Below are 21,338 nucleotides of genomic sequence, written 5' to 3'. Positions count from 1 at the left end.
TGTCTCCATTATCCTTTGATTACAGCCAGCCCTTGGCTACCATTTTTTCCGAAACATAGCGTGCCAGCAGCAGGTGCAGGAACGGCGTCGGGTGCACGGTGTCGGCGTAGGAGTAGTGGCTCACGTCGCCGGCCTTCAGGTTGCTCGCGCTGCAGCCCAGCGAGTTGCCCAGAGGGTTCTTGGCAGGCGTCAGGTCGCAAGCGGTATCGGTGACGTTGGTCAGGCCGTATGGCGCCGGATTGGTGGCCTGGTCGTGGCTGACGCTGAACGTATCCACCAGCAGGATCTTGGCATCGCCCGTCAGGCCGGCCGCCAAGGTGTCGTTGAAGGCTTTGACCATGCTGTCGATCAGCGCGCGCGTGCTGGCCGACTGCGCCAGTCCGGACGGGGTGTTGGCGATGTCCGGCATATTGTTCACGACCACGAAGTTGGCGCCGTTGGCCACGACCTGGGTCTTGACCAGTGCCACCAGTTCCGAACCTGCCTTGGCGATAGCCTGCACCAGTAACGGCGCTTGCGCGGCGGCGTAGTCGGCGCCTGCCTTGGCGCCTGCAGTGGCGGCATCAGCCTGCGCCTTGGCGCCCATCGGTCCATACACGGCTGGCGAAGCAGCCGCGGTATTGCCAGCCAACTCAGCCGCCTTCGCGGCGGCAACCACGATGGAGGTGCTGGTGCTACCTGCGCGTGCGGCTTCGGTGGCAATGGCCAGGGCGATCGATTGCACGGCAGTCGCCGGGTTGGTAGCGCCGGCTGCGAGTTGGGTCGCGAGGCTGGTAGCGAATGCGGTGCTGCCGGTTGCGGTGCCAGCGGCGGTGGCGCCAGCCGACAGTTGTTCGAGGCTGATCAGGACGTCGTTGTTGCCGCCCATGACGTAGACGATTTCATCGCCTTTGAACTTGCCGCCCACGGTTGCCAGGTGGTTCTTGACCTGGGTAACCAGCGGCACGGTCAGTGCACCCAGCGGGCTGCCGGTAGCCTTGTTGCCAGGGCCGACAGGATTGGTCACGCGGGCGCCGCCCTGTGCATAGCCGTAGCAGCCAGCCTTGGCTTGCACCGGCACGCTGAAGCCCTTGGAGGCATCGCCATCCAGGCCGGTCACGGCCGGGCATGGTGCCGGCAAGCCGACTTGCGCGGCCATCAGCTCGGTCCAGTTCTTGCCGGTCAGTGCCGGATTGGTGGCGGTGTTGTTGCCGTTGATGGTGAAGGTACCGCCGCCGATTGCGGCCACGGTGCCGACCTTGTAAGTGCCGACGTCCGACAGGCTGTCGCCGAAGGTAACCTGGGAAGAATATTTGAGTTTAGGCGATTGATCGCCTGGGCGTGGATCGTTGCCGCCGCAACCGGCAATAACTGCCGCTGCCATGACCGTCATGGCAAGTTTGAAATGACGCATTGTGTCTCCAGAGGGGATGATTTTTTATGGGCTTTGCGAACGTGCGTGCTATTCGCTGCTGGATTAATATGCCAGCTTGGTCTTGTTTGTTACAAGTAGAAATTTGTAAAAACAACAGCCATGCCCAATCAAGGGCCGCGACTGTAGCAGCCACGCATCAGCATTGCAAGTCACCCCTCTTCCAGCCATGTCGGATGGGCAAATTCCTGCTTTAGGAAATCGACAAAACGCCGCGTGCGCTGGGGGCGTTGCTGGGCGTTCGCCGGCAGCAGCGCGACGATGTCGGCTTCCGGCAGCGCATGGTCGGGCAGCACCCGGCACAGCGCGCCGCTACGCAATTCAGCCGCCACATCCCATTCCGAGCGCAGCATGATGCCGTGGCCATCCAGCGCCCATTGCTTGATGACGCGGCCATCATTGCAGGCCAGCGTCGGCTCGATGCGCAAGGTCCGGTACTGGCTGGCGCCAGGCGGCAGCAGCTTCCAGCGCGTAGCGTCTTCGTCGTTTTCGCGCAGGGCGAGGCAGGCATGCGTCGCCAGTTCCCCCAGGTCGCGGGGGTTGCCATGCAGTGCGAGGTAAGACGGCGCAGCGCATAGGTAGCGCCGGTTACGCGCCAGCACCTGTTGCCGCAGGCTGGAGTCCCGCATCGCCCCGATGTGGACCACCATGTCCCAGCCCTCATGCAGGCGAAGGTTGGGCCGGTCCGACAATTCCAGCTCGAAGGCCAGCGCCGGATGCTGCGCCCGGAAGCGCGCCACCAGCGGGGCTATATGCGCGCTGCCGAACCCCATCGGCGCCAGCATACGCAAGCGCCCCGCCAACTCATCGCGCTGTTCGTGCAAGGCGCGCTGCAAGGCTTCCACGTCGGCCAGGATGGCTTGCGCACGCTCGGCCAGCAGTTGCCCCTGTTCGGTCAGTGCAATGCCGCGCCCCAGCCGGTCTGCCAGTTTGAGGCGCAGCTTGTCTTCGATAGTTTGCAGGCGCTGGGTCACCGAGGATGGCGTCACATCCAGCAGGCGCGCCGTGGAAGATAGCGAAGGCTGGCTGGCAAGGGCGCAGAAAAAGCGCAGGTCGTCGGTGGAGAGCATTAAGGCTGGCCTTAATCAGGTAATCAAGCAATCTTAAGCACGGACTTTATTCTATTTATTAGAATTCCGGCAATGAAAATTCCAATCCTTCTCCTTGCCCTTGGCGTGCTTTGCTGCGCGCCCCTGCACGCCGATCCAGTCCGCTTCACACCTGCGCAATTGCAGCAGGACCTGCAATTCGTGCGCGACGCCGTCGAAAGCACGCATCCCGAACCGGCGCTGCGCTCAGGGCAGCCCGCCTACGATCAAGCCTTCCTGGCGGCGCGAGGCAAACTGGACCAACCCCTGACACGCGACGAAGCATGGCGCGTGCTGGCGGCCATGAATCCCGTTTTCAACGATGCCCACCTTGGCGTCATTTTCCCCGACTGGCGGGCGGAAACGCGGGCCCACCTGCAGGCAGGCGGCAAACTGTTTCCATTCGAGGTCATGATCAATGGCCGCCAACGCTTACACATCGTCAATGCCTTGGGCGGCGGCACGACCGCGCTGGCAGGCCGTGAGATCGACAGCATCAACGGTATGCCGTCGGTGCGCATCCTGCGCGAGCTGGGGGCGCTGGTGCATGGCGATACGCCGGCCTTCCGCAACAAGTTGCTGGAGCGGCGCTTCTGGCTGTATTACTGGAAGAACTATGGCGCAACCGAGCGCTTCACACTGCAGGCAGGCGGGAAGACGCTGGAAGTGCCCGCCGCATCGGCGCTGCCGGTCTCGGTGGCAGGTGAAAAATCGTTCGAACAAACGTTCCAGTTCCGCGTGCTCCCGGGCGGCGTCGGGCTACTGACCGTCAACCAGTTCGCCTGGCCGGATAAGCAGCGCTTCTACGATTTCACCGAACGCGCCTTCACCACCTTGCGCGATGCCGGCGCGCAGACGCTGTTGATCGACGTGCGTGAAAACGGCGGCGGCGATGACGATATGTGGAAGACCGGCATCCTGCGCTATATTGCGGACAAGCCCTATCGCAACGGTTCCAGCTATGTGAAGAAGGTGCTGGAGGGTCGTGCCGGCCCCGGCGAAAAAGTTGGCGACATCGTCACCGGCAACGTGGACAGCTGGGTGCAGCCCGAGCCTGCGCATCCGCTGCATTTCGGCGGCAAGGTGTTCGTGCTGGTGGGCGACATGACTTATTCGTCCGCCATCCTGTTCAGCAATACGGTGCAGGACCACGGCTTCGCCAGGCTGGTTGGCGCCGGCGGCTATGCCTATGTGCGCCAGACCGGCGGCACGCAGAAACAGCACGTGCTGCCGAACACCGGACTGGAAGTGGTGGTGCCGCGCTTCGTGCTCGACCGCCCTTCTGGAAAGCGCGAACCGGCGCTGCTACAGCCGGATATCGTGCTGGCCGACGATCCATTCGATCGCAACGCGCTGGTCAAGGCGCTCCTACAGCATCCTGCCGCAGCAGCGAATTGAAGTAGTTGCGGGCAGCCAGCAGGCAAGGGGCGCCGGCCAGACGGGAGTGATAGCTTTCCATCAGGAGTTCGCCGGCACTGCGGCCGCTCTTGGCCGCTTCCTCTTCCGCCTTCTTCATGCTCTCAATACTGATCAAGGCGAAGCTACGGCGGGCCGTGCTGAATTCGTCCTGGGCGCCCTGCTCTTCCAGGTCGACCACCGTGGGCGGCGCGCCATGCTGGCTGAAATATTCGGCCGCCGCCGTCGCGTTAAAGAAAGGCACCGAAGGGTCCTTGCTGCCGCCGCACAGCAACAAGGGGCTTCGCGGCGTGTAGTTGCGCAAGTCGTTTTTCAGCATCCATTTGCGCAGGTTGTTGGCGGGCGTGCAATCACCGTCGTCGCAGGGATGCTGGGCCAGGTCTTGCAGGTAGGCTTCCCGGTAACTGGTGCGCACCAGGTGCGGATTGCTGAAGTAGATGGTGCTGCCGCTACCCTGCGGCTGCGAGTCAAGCGCGAACAGTGCCGATTTGGGCAGCTTGCCTTGCTTGAGCAGCTCCTTGCGCGTCATCTTGGTGGGGAACAGGGTTTCGATGCCGCTGGCATACTGCAGCTCGTACAGTTCTTCCGGCTTGCTGTAGATGGCGGCGCCGGCCCGCTGGGCGGAAGTGGCAATCAGCGGCAGGTAGATGGTAATGCCGGCATTCGGCTGGCCGCTGAATACCATGTCGGAAAAACGCGCCATGGCATACGGGCCGGACAGCCCGGCAGCGGCGGTGACCTTGAACTCGCTGCCCTGCTGCATGGCGCGCTGCGTGGCCAGCGTCACATGGCCGCCTTGCGAATAACCCGCAAGGAACAGCTGCGGCCCCGGCCTGACCTTCAGCATCGTCATCGCACTGCGGGCGGCGCGCATGGCGTCGACCATGTCGGCTGACTGCTGCTCGGCGTTCAGGTAGGGGTGGTACGCCAGCGAAGAGCCTTCGTAGCCGGCATAGTTGGGCGCGACAACGATATAGCCTTGCGCGGTGAACAAGGCAGCCACCAGCTTGGCCTCGCCGCGCAGGCGGGCCATATTGTGGTCCTTTGCGGTCGAGGTGCCGTGCGCGTACAGCAGCACTGGCCGCGGCCCCTGGCAGGCGGGGTCTTTCCCGGACGGCAGGATCAGCGCGGTGCTGGCGTCGGTAGGCTCGCCGCTGCCGCCGATGGTGCTGTAGCGCAGGCTGTAAGTGGTGATGGTGCAGCGCGGCCTGCCGGCCGCTTCGGCCAACGCGCTGCCGGCCTTCTCCAGCACTTCGGCCAGCATCTCGGGCTCGATGCGCTTGGAGGTGCTGAAGACGCCAGTCTCGATGCGGGACAGGGTCGGGCCAGACAGCAGCGTGCCGCGTTCGGGGACTGACAGCATGGACCGTGCGCCGGACGATTCAGCGGCAAAAGTACAAAGCGGAGATGCGATCAGCATGGTCGCAACACAAGCTGCAACTACCGGAATGCGGCACATTTTCAGCCTCCGTACTCACGTGGGGAATGCCACTTGAGCTGAGTACGCGGCATCCATGACATAAGCATACTCCTCCGGCTCAACGGGCCGCGCCACAAATCGTCGGGCTACCGTCAGATCGCCATGCACCTGCATGACGCCTTCACAGGCGCCAAAGCGCAACGTCGTAATTGTCGCCAAGAGACAACACTGCAGGTATACCTAGCGAACGCTGGCTTGTCGCACATCAAGATTCTCGGCCCCTTGGCATGCCACGATGGCCTCTCCCCCCAATAATGGAACCGCCCATGGCCACGCACCTGGCTGTTGATTTGAATTCCGGAGGTAGACGGACTGAGGGGTACGCGACCCCGAAGCAGGACAAGGCGCCGCAAGTAATGCGGGTGCCTCCAAAGCGAGTCATCCCGATCGTGTTCTTACCCGGGATCATGGGATCGAACTTGCGCTTGAGCGCAGAACGGCAGCAGCATCTTAACAAGGGAAACAACATCGCTTGGCGGCCGGATCGGCTGAATGAAGTGACTGAGTTTCTAGAGGCTGCGCCCATCCGACGCCAGTTACAGCTAGATCCACGTACGACTGAGGTGGATACCTACGACGACGGTCTGGCTGCGACAGGTAACGCGAGGGAAAGCTCGGGTATGCGCCAAGATCATAGCAAGATCAGGGTGGCGCTACGCTTCGAAGTGGACACTCCCCTTCTGTCCGACGATCCGCCTACCCGTACACCTCGCCGAACCAAAGAAGAGAAGGCGCGGGCGCGAGGTTGGGGCGAAGTACTCTTCAGCAGTTACCGTCATATTCTGGAACGCTGCGAACAGCATTTGAACCGCCCGAAACGTGACGGCTTTTGGGAGGACATCATCGACAAAAATCCAGCGATATGGGGCGCCGCAGCAAATCCAGCGCTTACGCCACTTACCGCAGGAGAACTCGAAGCTGCCACCAAGGGCTGCATGTTCCCAGTCCATGCCATGGGATATAACTGGCTGCAATCAAATGCCAAGTCGGCAAAGGTTCTGGCAGAAAGAATTCAGCACTTGATTCTTACTTACAACGGACAAGGCTTTACCTGCGAAAAAGTCATTCTCATTACCCATTCGATGGGCGGGATGGTTGCCCGCGCGTTGATTCATCCCAAGATGGGGAATCTCAAAGACCAAGTCCTTGGCATCGTGCATGGCGTGATGCCTGCGCTCGGGGCGCCAGCTGCGTACAGGCGGATGCGATGCGGCTTCGAAGAAGGTTCGCTAAAAATGAACCCGGCGCCAAAATTCTTGGGCAATTTTGGCAACGATGTAACCGCAGTTCTCGGAAATTCACCAGGCGGTTTGCAACTTCTGCCAAGTTGCGCATATGGAAACGGTTGGTTAGAAGTCCGTAAAAACGGCATTCTGCTCGATCATTTTCCAAAGAATGGCGACCCCTATCAAGAAATTTACTGTTTGCGTGGAAAATGGTTCGGGCTGCTTCGAGAAGAATGGCTGAACCCAGCCAACAACGCATATGCCGGACTTACGGCCACCATAGATCTCTTGCAGGATGCCCGACAATTCCATCTCGATATTGCAGATACTTTCCACGAACAGAGCTACGGGCATTATGGCGCTGATACGTTGCGTGCGTCGTGGGAACGCATCGTCTGGAATTTAAGCGGTTCCTTAGCGGAGTCAGCCTGGGCGGACTATCGCATCACCGATGACAGCATGCAGGGAAAACTTACTCTTGCAGGGACGACGGCCCGTGGCGGGAAAGTAGCGGGGATCCACGTTGAACTAGGTCCGTCGCAAGGTGCCGGCAATCAAACAGTCCCGTTACGTTCATCGGACAGGCAACTCCTGAGCGGACGCTTCAAGGCAATTTTTCGTCAGATAGGATATGAGCATCAAAATAGCTATAGCAGCACCGCAGTCTTACACTCCACTCTGTTTTCCATCGTCAGGATTGCCGCCACTATGAATTGGAAAGATGATGCGTGACTCACTCCGAGCAAAGACATGCTCTCTCTTAGCGTTGCTGCTTGTATCCAACCAAACGCTCGCGGCAGATAAGCGTAAAGCAATGGAGAAAAATATGACCGTCATCACAAATCGGATTGACCAGATCAAAGCCGAAAAACGAACCGTCTGCCTGGGCAGGTTCCTGATCGACGTGCCCCAAAATGCTGAAGTCGTTTATGGACCCGCGCGTGTGCCGGTTTATCTTTCACGGTTTGAAGGCGAAGGAAGAAACATGGAGGCTACCTTAAAGCGGGCTACAGCCACAGTTTCATCCCAACTGAAATATGCGGACGAAGAGCTGAACGGTCAATATTCGATGCTAGGCAAAATACTCGCTGGGGCCGGCGAATTTCATAAGATGGTCTTCGACGTCGACAAAGCTGTTGGCTCCTACTACAACGTTCGATCCTATATTCGCATTGGAAAAGATCTTTACCTACAAGAGTATCCGGTCAGTGGCAAGGGCAGCACATACCTCGAAGCGACCGACCTCTTAACAGAAGTTGCCCGTTCCTTGCGCAGCCGTGCAGACGATGAGATTCCGAATGAACCAGGCGTTTGTCTGGATGGAGCCTTCTTGCGCGAGCCGTCGCGCTACATGCTGGAAGAAGTCACACTGGGCATCCGTTTGAAGGAATTCCCTGACGTCCACATGGCAATCGAAATGACGAAGAAGGACATCTTCATCGAATCTGACGCCTTGGAGCCAAGGATGATTCAAGCGAAACAGGCCGCAATCAAGTCCGGTATGGGGAAGTGGTACTCGCAGATCAAATTTCTACGCAGCGGCTACCGCCAGCTAGGCGGTTGGCATGGTTTCGAAGTCCTGGCGCATAAGCCAGCGCAGAAGCATGAAGGCGAGAACCACGAGTTTGCCTTCCAAAGCCACGGCGAGCCCAAGAATCCATTGCTGCCAGTACTTCAGATTGAACTTCACACCGGAGTCAAAGGCAACACAACTGGCAGCACGAAGCCTTCAATCACCGATGAGGAAGCCATATCATTGTGGGATACCATAATCGGGTCAATCAGGCCTCGACCGATGGCAGTGCGTCCCTAGCCGGCATCGCCGGCTCAGGACTTCAGGAAACGCTCAATAATGCCGGTCGATCCGAAGGCGGCGCGGCGCAGGCGGTCGTTGACGCCCAGCCAGGCATCGTCGCTCGGCGGTGCTTCCACGAGGATCAGCTCGACCTGCTGCTGGTCCATCGCGCGCAACGCGGCATACACACCATAAGCATACCCTTTTGGCTCGGCCGGGAGCGCCACATTTGGTTGAGACAGCACAAACGGCGAGTAGTGGATCAGCGCGGCACACCGCCCACGCAGCTTGAGTTCCGCAAGGGTTTTTTCGATGTCGCCAGTCGGCAACAGTGCCACCGGCGCTTTCGGTGCGTAATGCGATTCCAGCGTACCCGACGCGCGCGGCGCGGCCTGGTCGGGCTGGCGCGGCATGGTGCCGATCACGTCGGCGATCTGCTGCGCGGTGATGTGGCCGGGACGCAGCAGCACCGGGCCATGCGTGGCCAGGCGCGACATGTCGAGGATGGTTGATTCGATGCCAACCTGGCTCGAGCCGCCATCGAGGATGGCAGCCAGGCGCGGGTCGTCGCCGAATTCGTCATGCACGTGCTGGGAGGTGGTCGGGCTGACGTTGCCGAACTTGTTGGCCGATGGCGCCGCCACGCCGCCCTTGCCGTCCTTGAATGCTTGCAGCAGCTGCATCGCCACCGGGTGCGATGGGCAGCGGATGCCGACCGTATCCTGGCCGCCGGACACGGCGTCGGGAATGTGGGCGTTGCGCTTCAGGATCAGGGTCAACGGACCGGGCCAGAAAGCACGCACCAGCGCACGCGCTGCATCGGGCACCTCGGTGGTCCAGTAATCGATGTCGGCGCCGGGGGCGACGTGCACGATCACCGGATGGTCCTGCGGGCGGCCTTTGGCCGCGTAAATCTTTGCAACAGCGGCCGGGTTCTCCGCATCCGCACCGAGGCCGTACACGGTCTCGGTGGGGAATGCGACCAGGTCGCCCTTCGCCAGCGCGGCTGCTGCGCCGGCGATATCACTGGATGCTGCGTCGGTCATGCTTCGATCCCGAAGATGGCGCAGGCGGCGTTGAGGTGCTGCTGTGCTTCCGCCAGCGTCGGGGCGACAAAGGTCAGGTGACCCATCTTGCGGGCACGGCGCGGTTCTTCCTTGCCGTACAGGTGCAGGTTGGCGCCCGGCAGGGCCAGTACCTTGTCCCACGCCGGTTCACGCACATCGTCGCCTTCGCCCTGGTACCAGATGTCGCCCAGGATGTTCAGCATGACGGCCGGCGAATGCTGGCGCACGTCGCCCAGCGGCAGGCCGGCCATGGCGCGCACTTGCTGTGCGAACTGGCTGGTGACGCAGGCGTCGATGGTGTAGTGACCGCTGTTGTGCGGTCGCGGGGCCATCTCGTTGACCACCAGCGAACCGTCGGCCAGCACGAAGAACTCGATGCACAGCACGCCGACATAGCCCAGCTCCGCCACGATGGCTTGCGCTGCCGCCTGCGCCTTGCTGGCGCAATCGGCGGTGATGTTCGGACCCGGCACCGTGGTGGTGAACAGGATGCCGTCGCGGTGCACGTTTTCCGCGATCGGGTAGACCACGGAGGCGCCGTCTGCGCCGCGTGCGGTCAGCACGGATACCTCGTATGCCAGCGGCAGCATCTTCTCCAGCAGGCAGGCGACCTGGCCCATGTCTTCGAAGGCTGCACGCACGTCGTCGCGCGACTTCACACGCACCTGGCCCTTGCCGTCGTAGCCCATGCGGACTGTCTTCAGGATGCCCGGCAGCAGGTCGTCGCTGATGGCGTCGATATCGGCGTCGGTGGCGATGACCTTGTGCGGCGCCGGCATCACGCCCGACTTGGCGGCGCTGGCAACGAAGAAGCTCTTCTCCGCGATGCGGTCCTGCGCCACGGACACGCCGTGCGCATTCGGCGCCACAAAGACCGATTGCGCAAGACGCGACAGGCTGTCGGCAGGCACGTTCTCGAACTCGGTGGTGACGGCCACGCATTGCGCAGCCAGTGCATCCAGGCCGGCGGCATCGCTGTAGCCGGCGTTGATCAGGCGATTGGCAGCCTGCCCCGCAGGGCAGTCCGCTGCCGGCTCCAGCACGGCTACGCTGTAGCCCATGCTCTGCGCAGCGTGCGCGAACATGCGGCCAAGCTGGCCGCCGCCCATCACGCCCAGCCACGCTGGAGGGTTCTTCACATTACTCATACAGGCAAAACCATTGCTTTAGCGGCCGCGGTTTGGGACACGCGGAATTCTTCCAGTTTGGCGGCCAGCGCGTCGTCGGTGGTGGCGATGATCGCCACCGCGGTCAGGCCAGCGTTGGCAGCGCCAGCTTCGCCGATGGCGAAGGTCGACACCGGCACGCCTTTCGGCATCTGCACGATGGACAGCAGCGAGTCTTCGCCGCGCAGGTACTTGGACGGCACCGGCACGCCCAGCACCGGCACGATGGTCATTGCAGCGACCATGCCCGGCAGGTGGGCCGCGCCGCCGGCGCCGGCGATGATGGCGCGCAGGCCGCGAGCGCGCGCGCTCTTGGCATAGGCATACATCTCGTCCGGCATGCGGTGGGCGGAGATCACCTGCGCTTCATACGGCACGCCGAACTGCTTCAGCATGTCGACGGCGTTCTTCATCACGTCCCAGTCCGAAGACGAGCCCATGATGATGCCGACCATTGGCTTGTTTTGATCGGACATGGCTTATACCTTCAGCTTTTCGCCGGTCAGGCGCTCGATGGCTTCGAAGTACTTGGCCTGGGTCTTCTCGATCACTTCCGCTGGCAGGGCTGGCGCCGGCGGGGTCTTCTGCCAGTCCGTCAGGGTTTCCAGGTAGTCGCGCACGAACTGCTTGTCGTAGGACGGTGGCGAGATGCCTGGACGGTAGGAGTCGGCCGGCCAGAAGCGCGAGGAGTCGGCGGTCAGCACTTCGTCCATCAGGTGCAGGACGCCGTTGTCGTCCAGGCCGAATTCGAACTTAGTGTCGGCGATGATGATGCCCTTGGTCGCTGCGTAGTCGGCAGCGGTGGTGTAAAGCTTGATCGCCACTTCACGGATCTTGGCAGCCAGTTCGGCGCCGATTTTCTTTTCCATCTCTTCGAAGGAGATGTTTTCGTCGTGTTCGCCCAGGTCGGCCTTGGCGGCCGGGGTGAAGATTGGTTCTGGCAGCTTGTCAGCTTGCTGCAGGCCTTGCGGCAGCTCGATGCCGCAGATGGAGCCGCTGGCCTGGTAGTCTTTCCAGCCCGAGCCGATGATGTAGCCGCGTACCACCGCTTCCACCAGGATCGGCTTCAGGCGCTTCGCAACAACTGCGCGGCCTTTGACCTGCTCCACTTCGTCTTGTGCTACCACGGACTCTGGCGTCACGCCGGTCAGGTGGTTAGGGACGATGTGGCCCAGTTTCTCAAACCAGAAATCGGACATCTGGTTCAGGACCATGCCTTTGCCGGGGATCGGCTCGTTCATCACGACGTCGAACGCGGACAGGCGGTCGGTGGTGACGATCAGGATCTTGTCGGTGCCGACGGCGTAGTTGTCGCGCACTTTACCGTGGCCCAGCAAGGGGAGGGATTTGATGGAGGATTTGTACAGGCTGTTCATGGCGGGGACTATCTGAGATTTTAGAACCGGTAAACCTGGGTCAGACCCAAGGGTCAGACCCGACCGGCGGCTGTCGCTGACTTGGGTCAGAACCTTGGGTCTGACCCGGACCTACCGGTTTTATTACTTGACGATCTGGGCCAGCTCGCCGGCCTTGTAACGCTCAGCCATCTTCTCCAGCGAGATCGGCTTGATCATCGACGCACGGCCTTCGCAGCCGAACGACAGGAAGCGTGCCTTCACCACTTCTTCAGCTGCAGCGCGGGCTGGCTTCAGGAAGTCGCGTGGGTCGAACTTCGATGGGTTCTCGAACATGTACTTGCGCACGGCAGCGGTCATCGCCAGGCGGATATCGGTATCGATATTGATCTTGCGCACGCCGTGACGGATGCCTTCCTGGATTTCTTCCACAGGCACGCCATAGGTTTCCTTCATATCACCGCCGAATTCGCGGATGATGGCCAGCAGCTCTTGCGGCACGGAGGACGAACCGTGCATCACCAGGTGGGTGTTAGGGATGCGGGCGTGGATTTCCTTGATGCGGTCGATCGCCAGGATGTCGCCGGTTGGCTTGCGGGTGAACTTGTAGGCGCCGTGCGAGGTGCCGATGGCGATTGCCAGCGCGTCGCACTGGGTCTTTTGCACGAAATCGGCAGCTTGCGCCACGTCGGTCAGCAACTGTTCGCGGGTCATGGTGCCTTCCGCGCCGTGGCCGTCTTCCTTGTCGCCCTTCATGGTTTCCAGGGAGCCCAGCACGCCCAGTTCCGCTTCCACGGTCACGCCGATGGAGTGGGAGAACTTCACCACTTCTTTCGACACTTCCACGTTGTATTCGTAGGAAGCGACGGACTTGCCGTCAGCCATCAGGGAACCGTCCATCATCACCGACGAGAAGCCGGATTTGATTGCAGCCATGCAGACTGCCGGCGACTGGCCGTGGTCCTGGTGCATGACGACCGGGATGTGCGGGTAAGCTTCGATCGCGGCGTCGATCAGGTGGCGCAGGAAGGCTTCGCCAGCGTATTTACGGGCGCCAGCGGAAGCTTGCATGATCACCGGCGCATTGACGGCGTCGGCAGCGGCCATGATGGCCTGCACTTGTTCCAGGTTGTTGACGTTGAATGCCGGGATGCCGTAGCCGTGTTCAGCGGCGTGGTCCAGCAGTTGGCGCATGGATACGAGGGACATGGTAGAACTCCAATAACAATAAAGAAATCGTTAGCGTTTATCGTGCCGAGTCGGCGCGGTGAGTGAACTCACCTACTTTCACGATACGCAGTGCGTTCGTGCCGCCCACCTTGCCCATCGGCGCACCCCAGGTAACCACAATCATATCGCCCTTCTGGGCAATACCCTGTTTTACCAGGAGGTCTTCCGCGTTGCGCAACACGACGTCGGTCGGTGCGTCCTGCATCAGTTGGTGGGTGCAAACGTTACGGTACAAGGCCAGCTTGCGCTGGGTGGTGGTGCTCGGCGTGAGCGCAATAATCGGGGTGTCGATGTTGTGGCGGCTCATCCACAGCGCGGTGGAGCCGGACTCGGTCAGGGCCACAATCGCCTTCACGCGCAGGTGGTGCGCGGTGAACAGGGCGCCATAGGCGATCGACTGGTCGATGCGGGTGAAGCGCGCGTTCAGGAAGTCCGCATCGAGTTTGTTGTATTCGGACTGCTCGGCTTCGGTACAGATGGCCGCCATCATTTCCACAGTTTCCACCGGGTATTTACCGGAGGCGGTTTCGGCCGAGGTCATCACGGCATCGGTACCGTCCAGCACCGCGTTGGCCACGTCGGACACTTCGGCGCGGGTCGGCACCGCGTTGAAGATCATCGACTCCATCATCTGGGTCGCGGTGATGGCAATCTTGTTCGACTCGCGCGCCATGCGGATCATGCGCTTTTGCAGCGCAGGCACGGCGGCATTGCCCACCTCAACAGCCAGGTCGCCGCGGGCCACCATGATGCCGTCGGAAGCGTTCAGGATCTCCTGCAGCGCAGGAATCGCTTCCGCGCGCTCGATCTTGGCGATCATCATCGGCTTGAAGCCGAATGGCTCGCCGGCAATATTGGCCAGCTGGCGCGCCATTTCCATATCGGTGGCGTTTTTCGGGAAGGAAATTGCCAGGTAATCGGCTTGGAACGACATCGCAGTCTTGATGTCTTCCATATCCTTGGCAGTCAGCGCCGGCGCGGTCAGGCCGCCGCCCTGACGGTTGATGCCCTTGTTGTTGGACAGTTCGCCGCCGATCTTCACGGTGGTGAAGATTTCGCTGCCGATGATCTTGTCCACGGTCAGCACGATCAGGCCGTCGTTCAGCAGCAGCACGTCGGCCGGCCTCACGTCGCTCGGCAGGCTCTTGTAGTCCAGGCCCACACGCTCCTGGTTGCCCAGTTCACCGTTTTCGCCCCACTTGGCGTCCAGGATGAACTTGTCGCCCTTGGCCAATTCGATCTTGTTGTTCTCGAACTTGCCGATACGGATCTTCGGACCCTGCATGTCGGCCATGATCGCCACTTCCTTGCCGCATTCCGCTGCCGCCTTTCGCACCAGGGCCGCGCGGTCGATATGATCCTGCGCCTTGCCGTGGGAGAAATTCAGGCGGACCACGTCGACGCCAGCCTTGATCATCTGGATCAGGATGCTGAGGTCGGTCGATGCTGGGCCGATAGTTGCGACGATCTTGGTACCACGTGCCATGAAGGTTTCCTTCGTGTGAGCTTAAAAAAGTTCAAAAGGCGCCTTGCGGGCGCCTTTTACCGTGTTACTGGGCGCGTTGCGCCAGGATTTCCACTGCCGGCAGGGTCTTCCCTTCCAGGAATTCCAGGAAGGCGCCGCCGCCGGTGGAGATATAACCGATCTTGTCGGTGATCTGGTACTTGGCGATGGCAGCCAGGGTGTCGCCACCGCCGGCGATCGAGAAGCCCTTGGAGTTGGCGATTGCCATGGCCAGGGTCTTGGTGCCTTCGCCGAACTGGTCGAACTCGAACACGCCGACCGGGCCGTTCCAGACGATGGTGCCGGCTTCGGCGATCTGGGCAGCCAGCTTGGCGGCAGTCTGAGGGCCGATGTCCAGGATCATGTCGTCATCGGCCACGTCGGCCACGTCCTTGACGGTAGCCACGGCGGTCGGCGAAAACTCCTTGGCGCACACCACGTCGGTCGGGATCGGCACCTGGGCGCCGCGGGCAGCCATCATGTCGATGATGGCTTTGGCATCGGCCACCAGGTCGGCTTCCGCCAGCGACTTGCCGATCTTCAGGCCGGCAGCCAGCATGAAGGTATTGGCGATGCCGCCGCCGACGATCAGGTTGTCCACCTTGTCGGCCAGCGATTTCAAGATCGACAGCTTGGTCGACACCTTGGAGCCGGCCACAATAGCCAGCAAAGGACGTGCAGGCGCGCCCAGGGCCTTGCCCAGCGCATCGAGCTCAGCGGCCAGTAGCGGGCCGGCGCAAGCGATCGGTGCGAACTTGGCGATACCGTGGGTGGTGGCTTCGGCGCGGTGCGCGGTGCCGAAAGCATCGTTCACGTACACGTCGCACAGCTTGGCCATTTTCTCGGCCAGCTCATCGGAATTCTTCTTTTCGCCCTTGTTGACGCGGCAGTTTTCCAGCAGCACCACCTGGCCAGCGGCAACTTCCACGCCATCGACCCAGTTCTGTTTCAATTCAACCGATTGGCCCAGCAGCTCGGACATGCGCTTGGCGATCGGCGCCAGGCTGTCTTCCGCTTTGAACTCGCCTTCGATTGGACGGCCCAGATGGGAGGTAACCATGACCTTGGCGCCAGCGCCCAGGGCAGCCTTAATTGCCGGAATCGAAGCACGAATGCGCGTATCTTCGGTGATATTGCCCGCATCGTCTTGCGGCACGTTCAGATCTGCACGGATAAATACGCGCTTACCCTGCAGCGCGTTCTGCGCTACGAGGTCTTCCAGGCGGTTGAATTTCAGCATGGTTACTCAGGGGTCACAGTTGGAAAGAGCGCTATTTTACCTTAAGCCGAGGGCCCTTAGCCGCTTGTTAAACCCTGTTAAGCCCGATATTTAGTTGCCAATCAGAAAACAAAATTCGGTGCCAGGTCTGTCATTCGGACACGAGAGCCGCACTTTTGATCTTCCTCAACCCCTCTGAACGCAATTGTGCAGGTGTGAGGCCCAAGCCGTGGCGAACACTGCGGGCCATATGGCTGGGGTGGGCGAAGCCGGCCTCCAGAGCGATCTCGGTGTTAGTCAACTTACCGGCCTGCAAAAGCTGCCGCGCGCGTTCGACACGGCGAGCCAGGACGAAACGGTGCACGGGCATGCCGGCCCCGTGGCGGAACAGCTCCTTGAAGTGTGACACGCTGAAACCGGTCACCGCAGCCAGTTCGGCCAGCGTCAACTCCTGGTCAAGGTTGGCCTCGATGTAGTCTTGCACGGCGCGTAGCAGCCAAGCCGGCAAGGCGCGGACTGGCGCAGCGGCGGGACGGCGGTAGGCAAGCGTCTGCAGCGCCAGCAACCGCGCCGCCAAGGCGCTGGCCAAGCTGTCGGCGAAGATGCGGCCGCTGGGGTGGCCGTCTTGCTCTTCGGCCTGCATCATCCAGCCGATGCGCTCGACCTGCGGGTCGCGGATGTGGATGGCGGGCGCGAGCTCGGCGGCCAGGCGCATGTGCTCGGCGGCATCCTGCAGCAAAGATGAATTCAGGCGCAGCAGCAGCGACGTGGCGGGCGCCGTCAACGTCCAGCGAGTGCTCGATCCGGCGGGAACTACGCAGAATTGACCGTGCAACCGGGTGCCCTGCCGTTCGTTCCGCCCCGCGCGGTAGCTGACCGGCACGGGGGCACCCAAATGCAGGCACAACACGTGGCGCCCATCCACCGGCGAGTCGAAGCGGCCGTGCGGAACGGGCGAAGTCAACACATCCAGCAGCGGCACCGCGTCCCGCACTGGGTAACACGAAGGTCTGGCAATCATTGCGTCCTCTCACGCAGGAAATGGGAGAGTGCGCCATTTCTGGCCAGGGCGCAATAAAAAATCAGCCGAATGTGCTCGCCAGCGGCTGTTTATGCGCGCGGCCGGCAGACTGCGCCGATAGCATGGCTCCACCACAACGCCACCTTCATGGAGACTGCAATTGAAACGCCGACACTTCCTTTCGCTGACCGGCGCTGCACTGGCCGCGAGCGCCTTCCCTCAGCTGTCCAGCGCCGCCTCAGGCGCCACCAACGAGGTCGCGAAGTTTCGCGCCGCCCGGCGGTCCGTCGAGCTCCCCTGCGGCCGGATCGCATACGTCGAGCGCGGCGCCGGCCCGGCGGCAGCCTTGTTCCTGCACGGTGCGCCGCTGAACAGCTTCCAGTGGCGCGGTGCGCTCGACCGCCTGTCGCTTTACCGCCGCTGCATTGCGCCTGATTTCATGGGCCTCGGCTATTCGGAAGTGCCGGCCGGCCAGCCGCTGGCCGCATCTGCGCAGGCCGAGATGCTGGCAGCCCTGCTCGACAAGCTCGGGGCCGGCACCGTGGACATCGTGGCCAGCGACAGCGGCGGCGCCGTCGCGCAACTCTTCCTGCTGCGCTACCCGCAACGCGTGCGCAGCCTGATGCTGACCAACTGCGACATCGAGCCGCACAGCCCGCCCGCTGAAATCGCGCCAGTGCTGGAGATGGCCCGCAACGGCACCCTGGCCGACGATACCGCCAAATGGCTGACCGACAAGGCAATGGCCCGCGCCACCTTTGGCGCCGCCGTTTTCCACAACCCCGCGCAATTGACCGACGAAATCATCGAATACTACGCAGCTCCGCTGATCAGCTCACCGTTGCGACGCGCGCAGTATCACGAATTCCACAATGCGCTGTCGCCAAATCCGCTGGCCGGCATTGAAGCCCAACTGCGTCGCAGTACGGTGCCGGTAAAAATGGTGTGGGGCGCCAGCGATACCATCTTCACCCTGGCAGATGCGCGCTACCTCGACCAGCTCTTCCCACGCTCGCAAGGCATCCGCGCCATCCCGGAAGGCAAGCTGTTCTTCCAGGAAGAATTCCCCGACATCATTGCGGAAGAAGCCCGCAAGCTGTGGAAGGCTTAGTAGCGGATTTCGAGGTTGTGTCCGTCAGGGTCTTCGAAGTAGCAAGCCAGCGCCAGCCCACGCGCGCCGTACTGGGGTTGGGGCTGGCTGCCCGTACGGTCCATATGGTTGCCGCCAAAGGGGATACGGCGCTCGCGCAGTTGCACCATCACGCGCTCGAAATGGTCTGGCTCGACGCGGAAGGCCAGGTGCAGGTGCATGGTTGGCGGCTCCGCCAGCAAGTCCAGCGTAAAGCCCTCGCTGACACGCACGACCTCAAACAGCCCGGCCCTGCCCTCGTGCTTAAAGCCAAGCACTTCTTCATAGAAGCGGATTGACTGCACTGGATTGCTAACGCGCAAGATCATGTGATCAATTTCTGCCATTTGCCCCTCCCATAGATTGGACAAATTATCTTTGAAATTTATCAAAGGTGTGCGGGGCATGTCCGAATGACAGACCTGGCACCGAATTTAAGACAACAGTAGACGCAGCGCGGTGAAGCACGCCATGCCGAACAGAATGGTCTCCAGCATATTGCGGCGAGCGAGGTAGTAGGCGATGGCGGCGGCGCCGGCAATCAGCTTGTAGTTGTGGAAGCTGAATTCAACCGTGCCTTGCGGGTCGAGCAGCAAGTCGGGCCCGATGATGGCAGCCAGGGCGCAGGCCGGTGCGTAGCGCAGCATTTCCTGCACGCGGGTCGGGATCGAGACGTGCTCGCCGATTACCCAGAACGAGGAGCGCGTGATCGCGGTGGCGCAGACCAAGGCGGCAATCGTCAGCCAGATTTCAAGATCAGACATTGGCGGCCTTTCGTCGTTCGATGATTCCTTCCACTACCATGGCAGTCACCATGCCGACCAGGACGGCGGCCAACAGGCCCAGTTTGTAGGGAAAGCTATGCGCCAGCACTGCGGTCACGCCGGCGACCAGCGCGCCGCACAAGGCCGGCCGGCTGGCCACCATCGGCACGGTGATGCAGACAATCGCCAGCGTGCCGGCAAAGCCCAGGCCCCATTCGGCCGGCACAGCACTGCCAAGGAGAATGCCGGCGATGGAACCGGACTGCCAGGCGAGAAAGTTCGGGTATAGCAGGCCGCGCAGGTAAGACACCTTGCCTTCTGCCGGTTTTTCGGTCGGGTAGCGCTGCAGGAACATGGCAGTCGTCATGTCGCCGGCGCCGTAGCCAAGCAGGAAGCGGCGCCACAGCGGCAGCTTGGCAAAGTGCGGCGCCAGCAAAGCGGCGAAGATCACGAAACGGAGATTGACCACCACCGCGGTCAGGAAGATCACCCAGATCGGTGCGGCAGCCGCAATCAGGGGCAGCGAGGCCAGTTGCGCTGAGCCGGCAAACACCAGCAGGGTCATGCCCAGTGCCTGCGCCACCGTCAGGCCGGACTTGACCATGGCAACGCCCACCACCAAGCCCCAGGCGGCGATGCCAAACAGGGTCGGGGTGCCGTCTTTCAGCCCGGCGCGCCAGGAAGGCTCGTGGTGGGCCGCGACGTCGGGCAGGCTATCTGGAGAACTCATTTGCAACCGCAGGGGAAAGCCGACATTCTACCGACGAATGCTTTTCGCTGCCCGGATGCATTAAAATCTTGGTTTTTGATCTTGCGGAGTGTTATAAGATGAGCAACACCACCCAGCCAGTAGAACTCGATGGCAAAGACCTGCCGGCCTACTGCCCGAATCCAGCCATGCCGCTGTGGTCCTCGCACCCGCGCGTGTTCCTGGACTTCAAGCATGGTGAAGCGAAATGCCCTTATTGCGGCACCCAGTACCAGCTGAAACCGGGCGCCGACGTCGGCCACCATTAATCACCGTTCCCCGGAGCCCGGATGGCAGCGCGTAAACACCAGAATGGCAGTGCCGCAGAAGTCGAAGCGGCCTTTTACGACGCCTTGAACCGGGCCGACCTGGAAGCCCTGATGGCGCTGTGGGCGGACGACGAAGAAATCGTCTGCATCCATCCCGGCGGCCCGCGCCTGATCGGGTATGGCGCCATCCGCGATTCCTGGAGTGCACTTTTGGAACACGGCGGGTTGCAAATTCGCCCGTCCCAGCTGCATGAGACACACAACCTGATGAGTTCGGTGCATACTGTGATCGAGGGCGTCACAGCGGCAAGCGGCGAGCCGGCGCACCTGATTGCAACCAATGTGTACGTTAAGACACCGAAGGGTTGGCGCATTGTGTTGCATCATGTGTCTGTAGCGCCGGGACCTGTTCCCGTCGATCCGCGCGCTCAAATACTGCACTAAAAAAAAGGGGGATCTGGCCCGCTGTGCCGGTCCCAGCCGCGCCATGAACTACATCGCCCCATTCTGGCTGCCCAGCGGCCATTTGCAGACCATCTATCCGGCTACCTGCATAGCCAGGCCCGACGTCCGTTTCCGCCGCGAGCGGTGGCATACGCCGGATGCGGATTTCATCGATGTCGATTTCGTCGACGGCACACCGGGCAAGCCCTTCGTGGTGCTATTCCATGGGCTGGAAGGCTCGTCGGACAGCCATTACTCGCGCGCCCTGATGGCGGAGATCACGCGCCGCGGCTGGTCCGGCGCGGTGCCGCATTTCCGCGGCTGCTCCGGCGAACCGAACCTGGCGCCGCGCTTCTACCATTCCGGCGACTCCGGTGAACTGGACTGGATCATCCGCCGCCTGCATCCGCACGCCACCGGCAAGTTCTACGCTTGCGGCGTGTCGCTGGGCGGCAATGTGCTGCTGCGCTGGCTGGGCGAGTCGCAGCACCAGGCCGAGTTTGTCGACGCCGCCTGCGCGGTGTCGGCGCCGCTCGACCTGGCGCAAGGCGGCAGCGCCCTGTCGCGCGGCCTGAGCCGCCTGTACACGCGCATGTTCCTGCAGACGCTGAAGCCGAAATGCGTCGCCAAGCTGCAGCAATTCCCCGGCCTGTTCGACCTCGATGTGCTGATGGCGGCGCAGGATCTGCATGCATTCGACAATGTGGTGACGGCGCCGCTGCACGGCTACCGCGATGCGGACGATTACTGGGACCGCGCCAGCGCCAAGCACGTGCTGACCGACATCACGGTGCCGACCCTGGTGCTGAATGCACAAAATGATCCCTTCATGCCGGGCGCGTATTTGCCGCGCCAGGCTTCGCAGCAGGTGGTGCTGGATTATCCGGAGCAAGGCGGCCATGTGGGCTTTGCCACCGGCCGCATGCCGGGCAGCCTCGATTGGCTGCCGCTGCGCATGCTGAACTTCCTCACCGCCGTCGAAGCGCCCGAGATGGCCGAGGCTTGA

Annotated in this window: 21 protein-coding genes; 7 read left to right on the top strand and 14 right to left on the bottom strand. The window is 61.8% G+C overall.

The genetic code is table 11. From position 1 onward, the window contains the following. Nucleotides 1–19: 19 nt before the first annotated feature. Both ACQ4MM_RS22750 and ACQ4MM_RS22745 read right to left on the bottom strand, forming a co-directional pair. The gene (locus ACQ4MM_RS22750) at nucleotides 20–1,393 is read right to left on the bottom strand and encodes an SGNH/GDSL hydrolase family protein (RefSeq protein WP_431479496.1); all 1,374 of its coding nucleotides are present in this window, start codon (nucleotides 1,391–1,393) and stop codon (nucleotides 20–22) included. Nucleotides 1,394–1,563: 170 nt separating this feature from the next. Further along, nucleotides 1,564–2,481: a LysR substrate-binding domain-containing protein gene (locus tag ACQ4MM_RS22745; RefSeq protein WP_431479495.1), complete on the bottom strand. Its 918-nt coding sequence runs from the start codon at nucleotides 2,479–2,481 to the stop codon at nucleotides 1,564–1,566. A 72-nt stretch (nucleotides 2,482–2,553) separates the two neighbouring features. Between ACQ4MM_RS22745 and ACQ4MM_RS22740 the strand changes: the two genes are divergently transcribed. Next, nucleotides 2,554–3,897, top strand: coding sequence for a S41 family peptidase (locus tag ACQ4MM_RS22740; protein ID WP_431479494.1), 1,344 nt, complete (start codon nucleotides 2,554–2,556; stop codon nucleotides 3,895–3,897). Here the strand turns inward: ACQ4MM_RS22740 and ACQ4MM_RS22735 are convergent. Next, the gene (locus tag ACQ4MM_RS22735; protein ID WP_431479493.1) at nucleotides 3,857–5,335 is read right to left on the bottom strand and encodes an alpha/beta hydrolase family protein; all 1,479 of its coding nucleotides are present in this window, start codon (nucleotides 5,333–5,335) and stop codon (nucleotides 3,857–3,859) included. The genes ACQ4MM_RS22740 and ACQ4MM_RS22735 overlap by 41 nt on opposite strands. Nucleotides 5,336–5,661: 326 nt before the next feature. On the opposite strand from ACQ4MM_RS22735, the gene ACQ4MM_RS22730 reads away from it, so the two are divergent. Together ACQ4MM_RS22730 and ACQ4MM_RS22725 are read left to right on the top strand one after the other, a co-directional pair. Next, nucleotides 5,662–7,353 (top strand): esterase/lipase family protein, encoded by a 1,692-nt coding sequence (locus ACQ4MM_RS22730; protein WP_431479492.1) that lies wholly within the window; start codon nucleotides 5,662–5,664, stop codon nucleotides 7,351–7,353. Between the two features lie 94 nt (nucleotides 7,354–7,447). Then, a complete protein-coding gene (locus tag ACQ4MM_RS22725) occupies nucleotides 7,448–8,434 on the top strand; it encodes a T6SS immunity protein Tli4 family protein (RefSeq protein ID WP_431479491.1) in 987 nt (328 codons plus the stop codon). A 14-nt stretch (nucleotides 8,435–8,448) separates the two neighbouring features. Here the strand turns inward: ACQ4MM_RS22725 and ACQ4MM_RS22720 are convergent, their stop codons facing one another. From ACQ4MM_RS22720 to ACQ4MM_RS22685, 8 genes are all read right to left on the bottom strand, one after another. Next, nucleotides 8,449–9,462, bottom strand: a complete 1,014-nt coding sequence (locus ACQ4MM_RS22720; protein WP_431479490.1) for an L-threonylcarbamoyladenylate synthase — start codon at nucleotides 9,460–9,462, stop codon at nucleotides 8,449–8,451. After that, nucleotides 9,459–10,592, bottom strand: coding sequence for a 5-(carboxyamino)imidazole ribonucleotide synthase (locus ACQ4MM_RS22715; protein ID WP_431479552.1), 1,134 nt, complete (start codon nucleotides 10,590–10,592; stop codon nucleotides 9,459–9,461). The genes ACQ4MM_RS22720 and ACQ4MM_RS22715 overlap by 4 nt, the downstream gene beginning before the upstream one ends. A 35-nt stretch (nucleotides 10,593–10,627) precedes the next feature. Further along, nucleotides 10,628–11,125: a 5-(carboxyamino)imidazole ribonucleotide mutase gene (gene purE, locus ACQ4MM_RS22710; RefSeq protein WP_431479489.1), complete on the bottom strand. Its 498-nt coding sequence runs from the start codon at nucleotides 11,123–11,125 to the stop codon at nucleotides 10,628–10,630. 3 nt (nucleotides 11,126–11,128) lie between these two features. Beyond that, nucleotides 11,129–12,025 carry a phosphoribosylaminoimidazolesuccinocarboxamide synthase gene (locus ACQ4MM_RS22705; protein ID WP_431479488.1) on the bottom strand — a complete coding sequence of 299 codons (897 nt, stop codon included), beginning with the start codon at nucleotides 12,023–12,025 and terminating at the stop codon, nucleotides 11,129–11,131. 123 nt (nucleotides 12,026–12,148) lie between these two features. Next, entirely contained in the window at nucleotides 12,149–13,213 is a 1,065-nt protein-coding gene (gene fba, locus ACQ4MM_RS22700) for a class II fructose-bisphosphate aldolase (protein WP_161023760.1), read from the bottom strand. Nucleotides 13,214–13,250: 37 nt separating this feature from the next. Then, nucleotides 13,251–14,720 (bottom strand): pyruvate kinase, encoded by a 1,470-nt coding sequence (gene pyk / locus ACQ4MM_RS22695; protein ID WP_431479487.1) that lies wholly within the window; start codon nucleotides 14,718–14,720, stop codon nucleotides 13,251–13,253. 64 nt (nucleotides 14,721–14,784) lie between these two features. After that, entirely contained in the window at nucleotides 14,785–15,978 is a 1,194-nt protein-coding gene (locus ACQ4MM_RS22690) for a phosphoglycerate kinase (protein WP_431479486.1), read from the bottom strand. A gap of 130 nt (nucleotides 15,979–16,108) precedes the next feature. Then, a complete protein-coding gene (locus ACQ4MM_RS22685) occupies nucleotides 16,109–16,978 on the bottom strand; it encodes a helix-turn-helix domain-containing protein (protein WP_431479485.1) in 870 nt (289 codons plus the stop codon). Nucleotides 16,979–17,138: 160 nt separating this feature from the next. Between ACQ4MM_RS22685 and ACQ4MM_RS22680 the strand changes: the two genes are divergently transcribed. Beyond that, nucleotides 17,139–18,089, top strand: a complete 951-nt coding sequence (locus ACQ4MM_RS22680) for an alpha/beta fold hydrolase (protein WP_431479484.1) — start codon at nucleotides 17,139–17,141, stop codon at nucleotides 18,087–18,089. Here ACQ4MM_RS22680 and ACQ4MM_RS22675 read toward each other — a convergent pair. From ACQ4MM_RS22675 to ACQ4MM_RS22665, 3 genes are all read right to left on the bottom strand, one after another. Continuing rightward, complete coding sequence (locus ACQ4MM_RS22675; RefSeq protein WP_431479483.1) at nucleotides 18,086–18,454, bottom strand: VOC family protein; 369 nt, start codon at nucleotides 18,452–18,454, stop codon at nucleotides 18,086–18,088. The genes ACQ4MM_RS22680 and ACQ4MM_RS22675 overlap by 4 nt on opposite strands. Nucleotides 18,455–18,541: 87 nt before the next feature. Further along, complete coding sequence (locus tag ACQ4MM_RS22670; protein WP_431479482.1) at nucleotides 18,542–18,871, bottom strand: AzlD domain-containing protein; 330 nt, start codon at nucleotides 18,869–18,871, stop codon at nucleotides 18,542–18,544. Continuing rightward, a complete protein-coding gene (locus tag ACQ4MM_RS22665) occupies nucleotides 18,864–19,601 on the bottom strand; it encodes an AzlC family ABC transporter permease (protein ID WP_431479481.1) in 738 nt (245 codons plus the stop codon). Before ACQ4MM_RS22665 ends, ACQ4MM_RS22670 begins: the two co-directional genes overlap by 8 nt. A gap of 98 nt (nucleotides 19,602–19,699) precedes the next feature. Between ACQ4MM_RS22665 and ACQ4MM_RS22660 the strand changes: the two genes are divergently transcribed. From ACQ4MM_RS22660 to ACQ4MM_RS22650, 3 genes are read left to right on the top strand one after another with little or no spacing between them, the layout of a single operon-like run. Continuing rightward, nucleotides 19,700–19,888 carry a zinc-finger domain-containing protein gene (locus tag ACQ4MM_RS22660; RefSeq protein ID WP_431479480.1) on the top strand — a complete coding sequence of 63 codons (189 nt, stop codon included), beginning with the start codon at nucleotides 19,700–19,702 and terminating at the stop codon, nucleotides 19,886–19,888. A 21-nt stretch (nucleotides 19,889–19,909) separates the two neighbouring features. Further along, nucleotides 19,910–20,332 carry a YybH family protein gene (locus ACQ4MM_RS22655; RefSeq protein ID WP_431479479.1) on the top strand — a complete coding sequence of 141 codons (423 nt, stop codon included), beginning with the start codon at nucleotides 19,910–19,912 and terminating at the stop codon, nucleotides 20,330–20,332. 43 nt (nucleotides 20,333–20,375) lie between these two features. After that, nucleotides 20,376–21,338: a YheT family hydrolase gene (locus ACQ4MM_RS22650; RefSeq protein ID WP_431479478.1), complete on the top strand. Its 963-nt coding sequence runs from the start codon at nucleotides 20,376–20,378 to the stop codon at nucleotides 21,336–21,338.

It is taken from the genome of Massilia eburnea (assembly GCF_050709955.1).
In the GTDB taxonomy this organism is placed as follows: Bacteria; Pseudomonadota; Gammaproteobacteria; order Burkholderiales; family Burkholderiaceae_D; genus Rugamonas; species Rugamonas eburnea_A.
The sequence above is the reverse complement of the archived record's forward strand: the minus strand, read 5'-3'. Positions and strand labels throughout refer to the sequence as shown.

Coding starts and splice junctions, on each gene's coding strand:
- ACQ4MM_RS22750 (WP_431479496.1), bottom strand. CDS start 1,393: ATGCGTCATTTCAAACTTGCCATGACGGTCATGGCAGCGGCAGTTATT.
- ACQ4MM_RS22745 (WP_431479495.1), bottom strand. CDS start 2,481: ATGCTCTCCACCGACGACCTGCGCTTTTTCTGCGCCCTTGCCAGCCAG.
- ACQ4MM_RS22740 (WP_431479494.1), top strand. CDS start 2,554: ATGAAAATTCCAATCCTTCTCCTTGCCCTTGGCGTGCTTTGCTGCGCG.
- ACQ4MM_RS22735 (WP_431479493.1), bottom strand. CDS start 5,335: ATGCTGATCGCATCTCCGCTTTGTACTTTTGCCGCTGAATCGTCCGGC.
- ACQ4MM_RS22730 (WP_431479492.1), top strand. CDS start 5,662: ATGGCCACGCACCTGGCTGTTGATTTGAATTCCGGAGGTAGACGGACT.
- ACQ4MM_RS22725 (WP_431479491.1), top strand. CDS start 7,448: ATGACCGTCATCACAAATCGGATTGACCAGATCAAAGCCGAAAAACGA.
- ACQ4MM_RS22720 (WP_431479490.1), bottom strand. CDS start 9,462: ATGACCGACGCAGCATCCAGTGATATCGCCGGCGCAGCAGCCGCGCTG.
- ACQ4MM_RS22715 (WP_431479552.1), bottom strand. CDS start 10,592: ATGGGCGGCGGCCAGCTTGGCCGCATGTTCGCGCACGCTGCGCAGAGC.
- purE (WP_431479489.1), bottom strand. CDS start 11,125: ATGTCCGATCAAAACAAGCCAATGGTCGGCATCATCATGGGCTCGTCT.
- ACQ4MM_RS22705 (WP_431479488.1), bottom strand. CDS start 12,025: ATGAACAGCCTGTACAAATCCTCCATCAAATCCCTCCCCTTGCTGGGC.
- fba (WP_161023760.1), bottom strand. CDS start 13,213: ATGTCCCTCGTATCCATGCGCCAACTGCTGGACCACGCCGCTGAACAC.
- pyk (WP_431479487.1), bottom strand. CDS start 14,720: ATGGCACGTGGTACCAAGATCGTCGCAACTATCGGCCCAGCATCGACC.
- ACQ4MM_RS22690 (WP_431479486.1), bottom strand. CDS start 15,978: ATGCTGAAATTCAACCGCCTGGAAGACCTCGTAGCGCAGAACGCGCTG.
- ACQ4MM_RS22685 (WP_431479485.1), bottom strand. CDS start 16,978: ATGATTGCCAGACCTTCGTGTTACCCAGTGCGGGACGCGGTGCCGCTG.
- ACQ4MM_RS22675 (WP_431479483.1), bottom strand. CDS start 18,454: ATGGCAGAAATTGATCACATGATCTTGCGCGTTAGCAATCCAGTGCAG.
- ACQ4MM_RS22670 (WP_431479482.1), bottom strand. CDS start 18,871: ATGTCTGATCTTGAAATCTGGCTGACGATTGCCGCCTTGGTCTGCGCC.
- ACQ4MM_RS22665 (WP_431479481.1), bottom strand. CDS start 19,601: ATGAGTTCTCCAGATAGCCTGCCCGACGTCGCGGCCCACCACGAGCCT.
- ACQ4MM_RS22660 (WP_431479480.1), top strand. CDS start 19,700: ATGAGCAACACCACCCAGCCAGTAGAACTCGATGGCAAAGACCTGCCG.
- ACQ4MM_RS22655 (WP_431479479.1), top strand. CDS start 19,910: ATGGCAGCGCGTAAACACCAGAATGGCAGTGCCGCAGAAGTCGAAGCG.
- ACQ4MM_RS22650 (WP_431479478.1), top strand. CDS start 20,376: ATGAACTACATCGCCCCATTCTGGCTGCCCAGCGGCCATTTGCAGACC.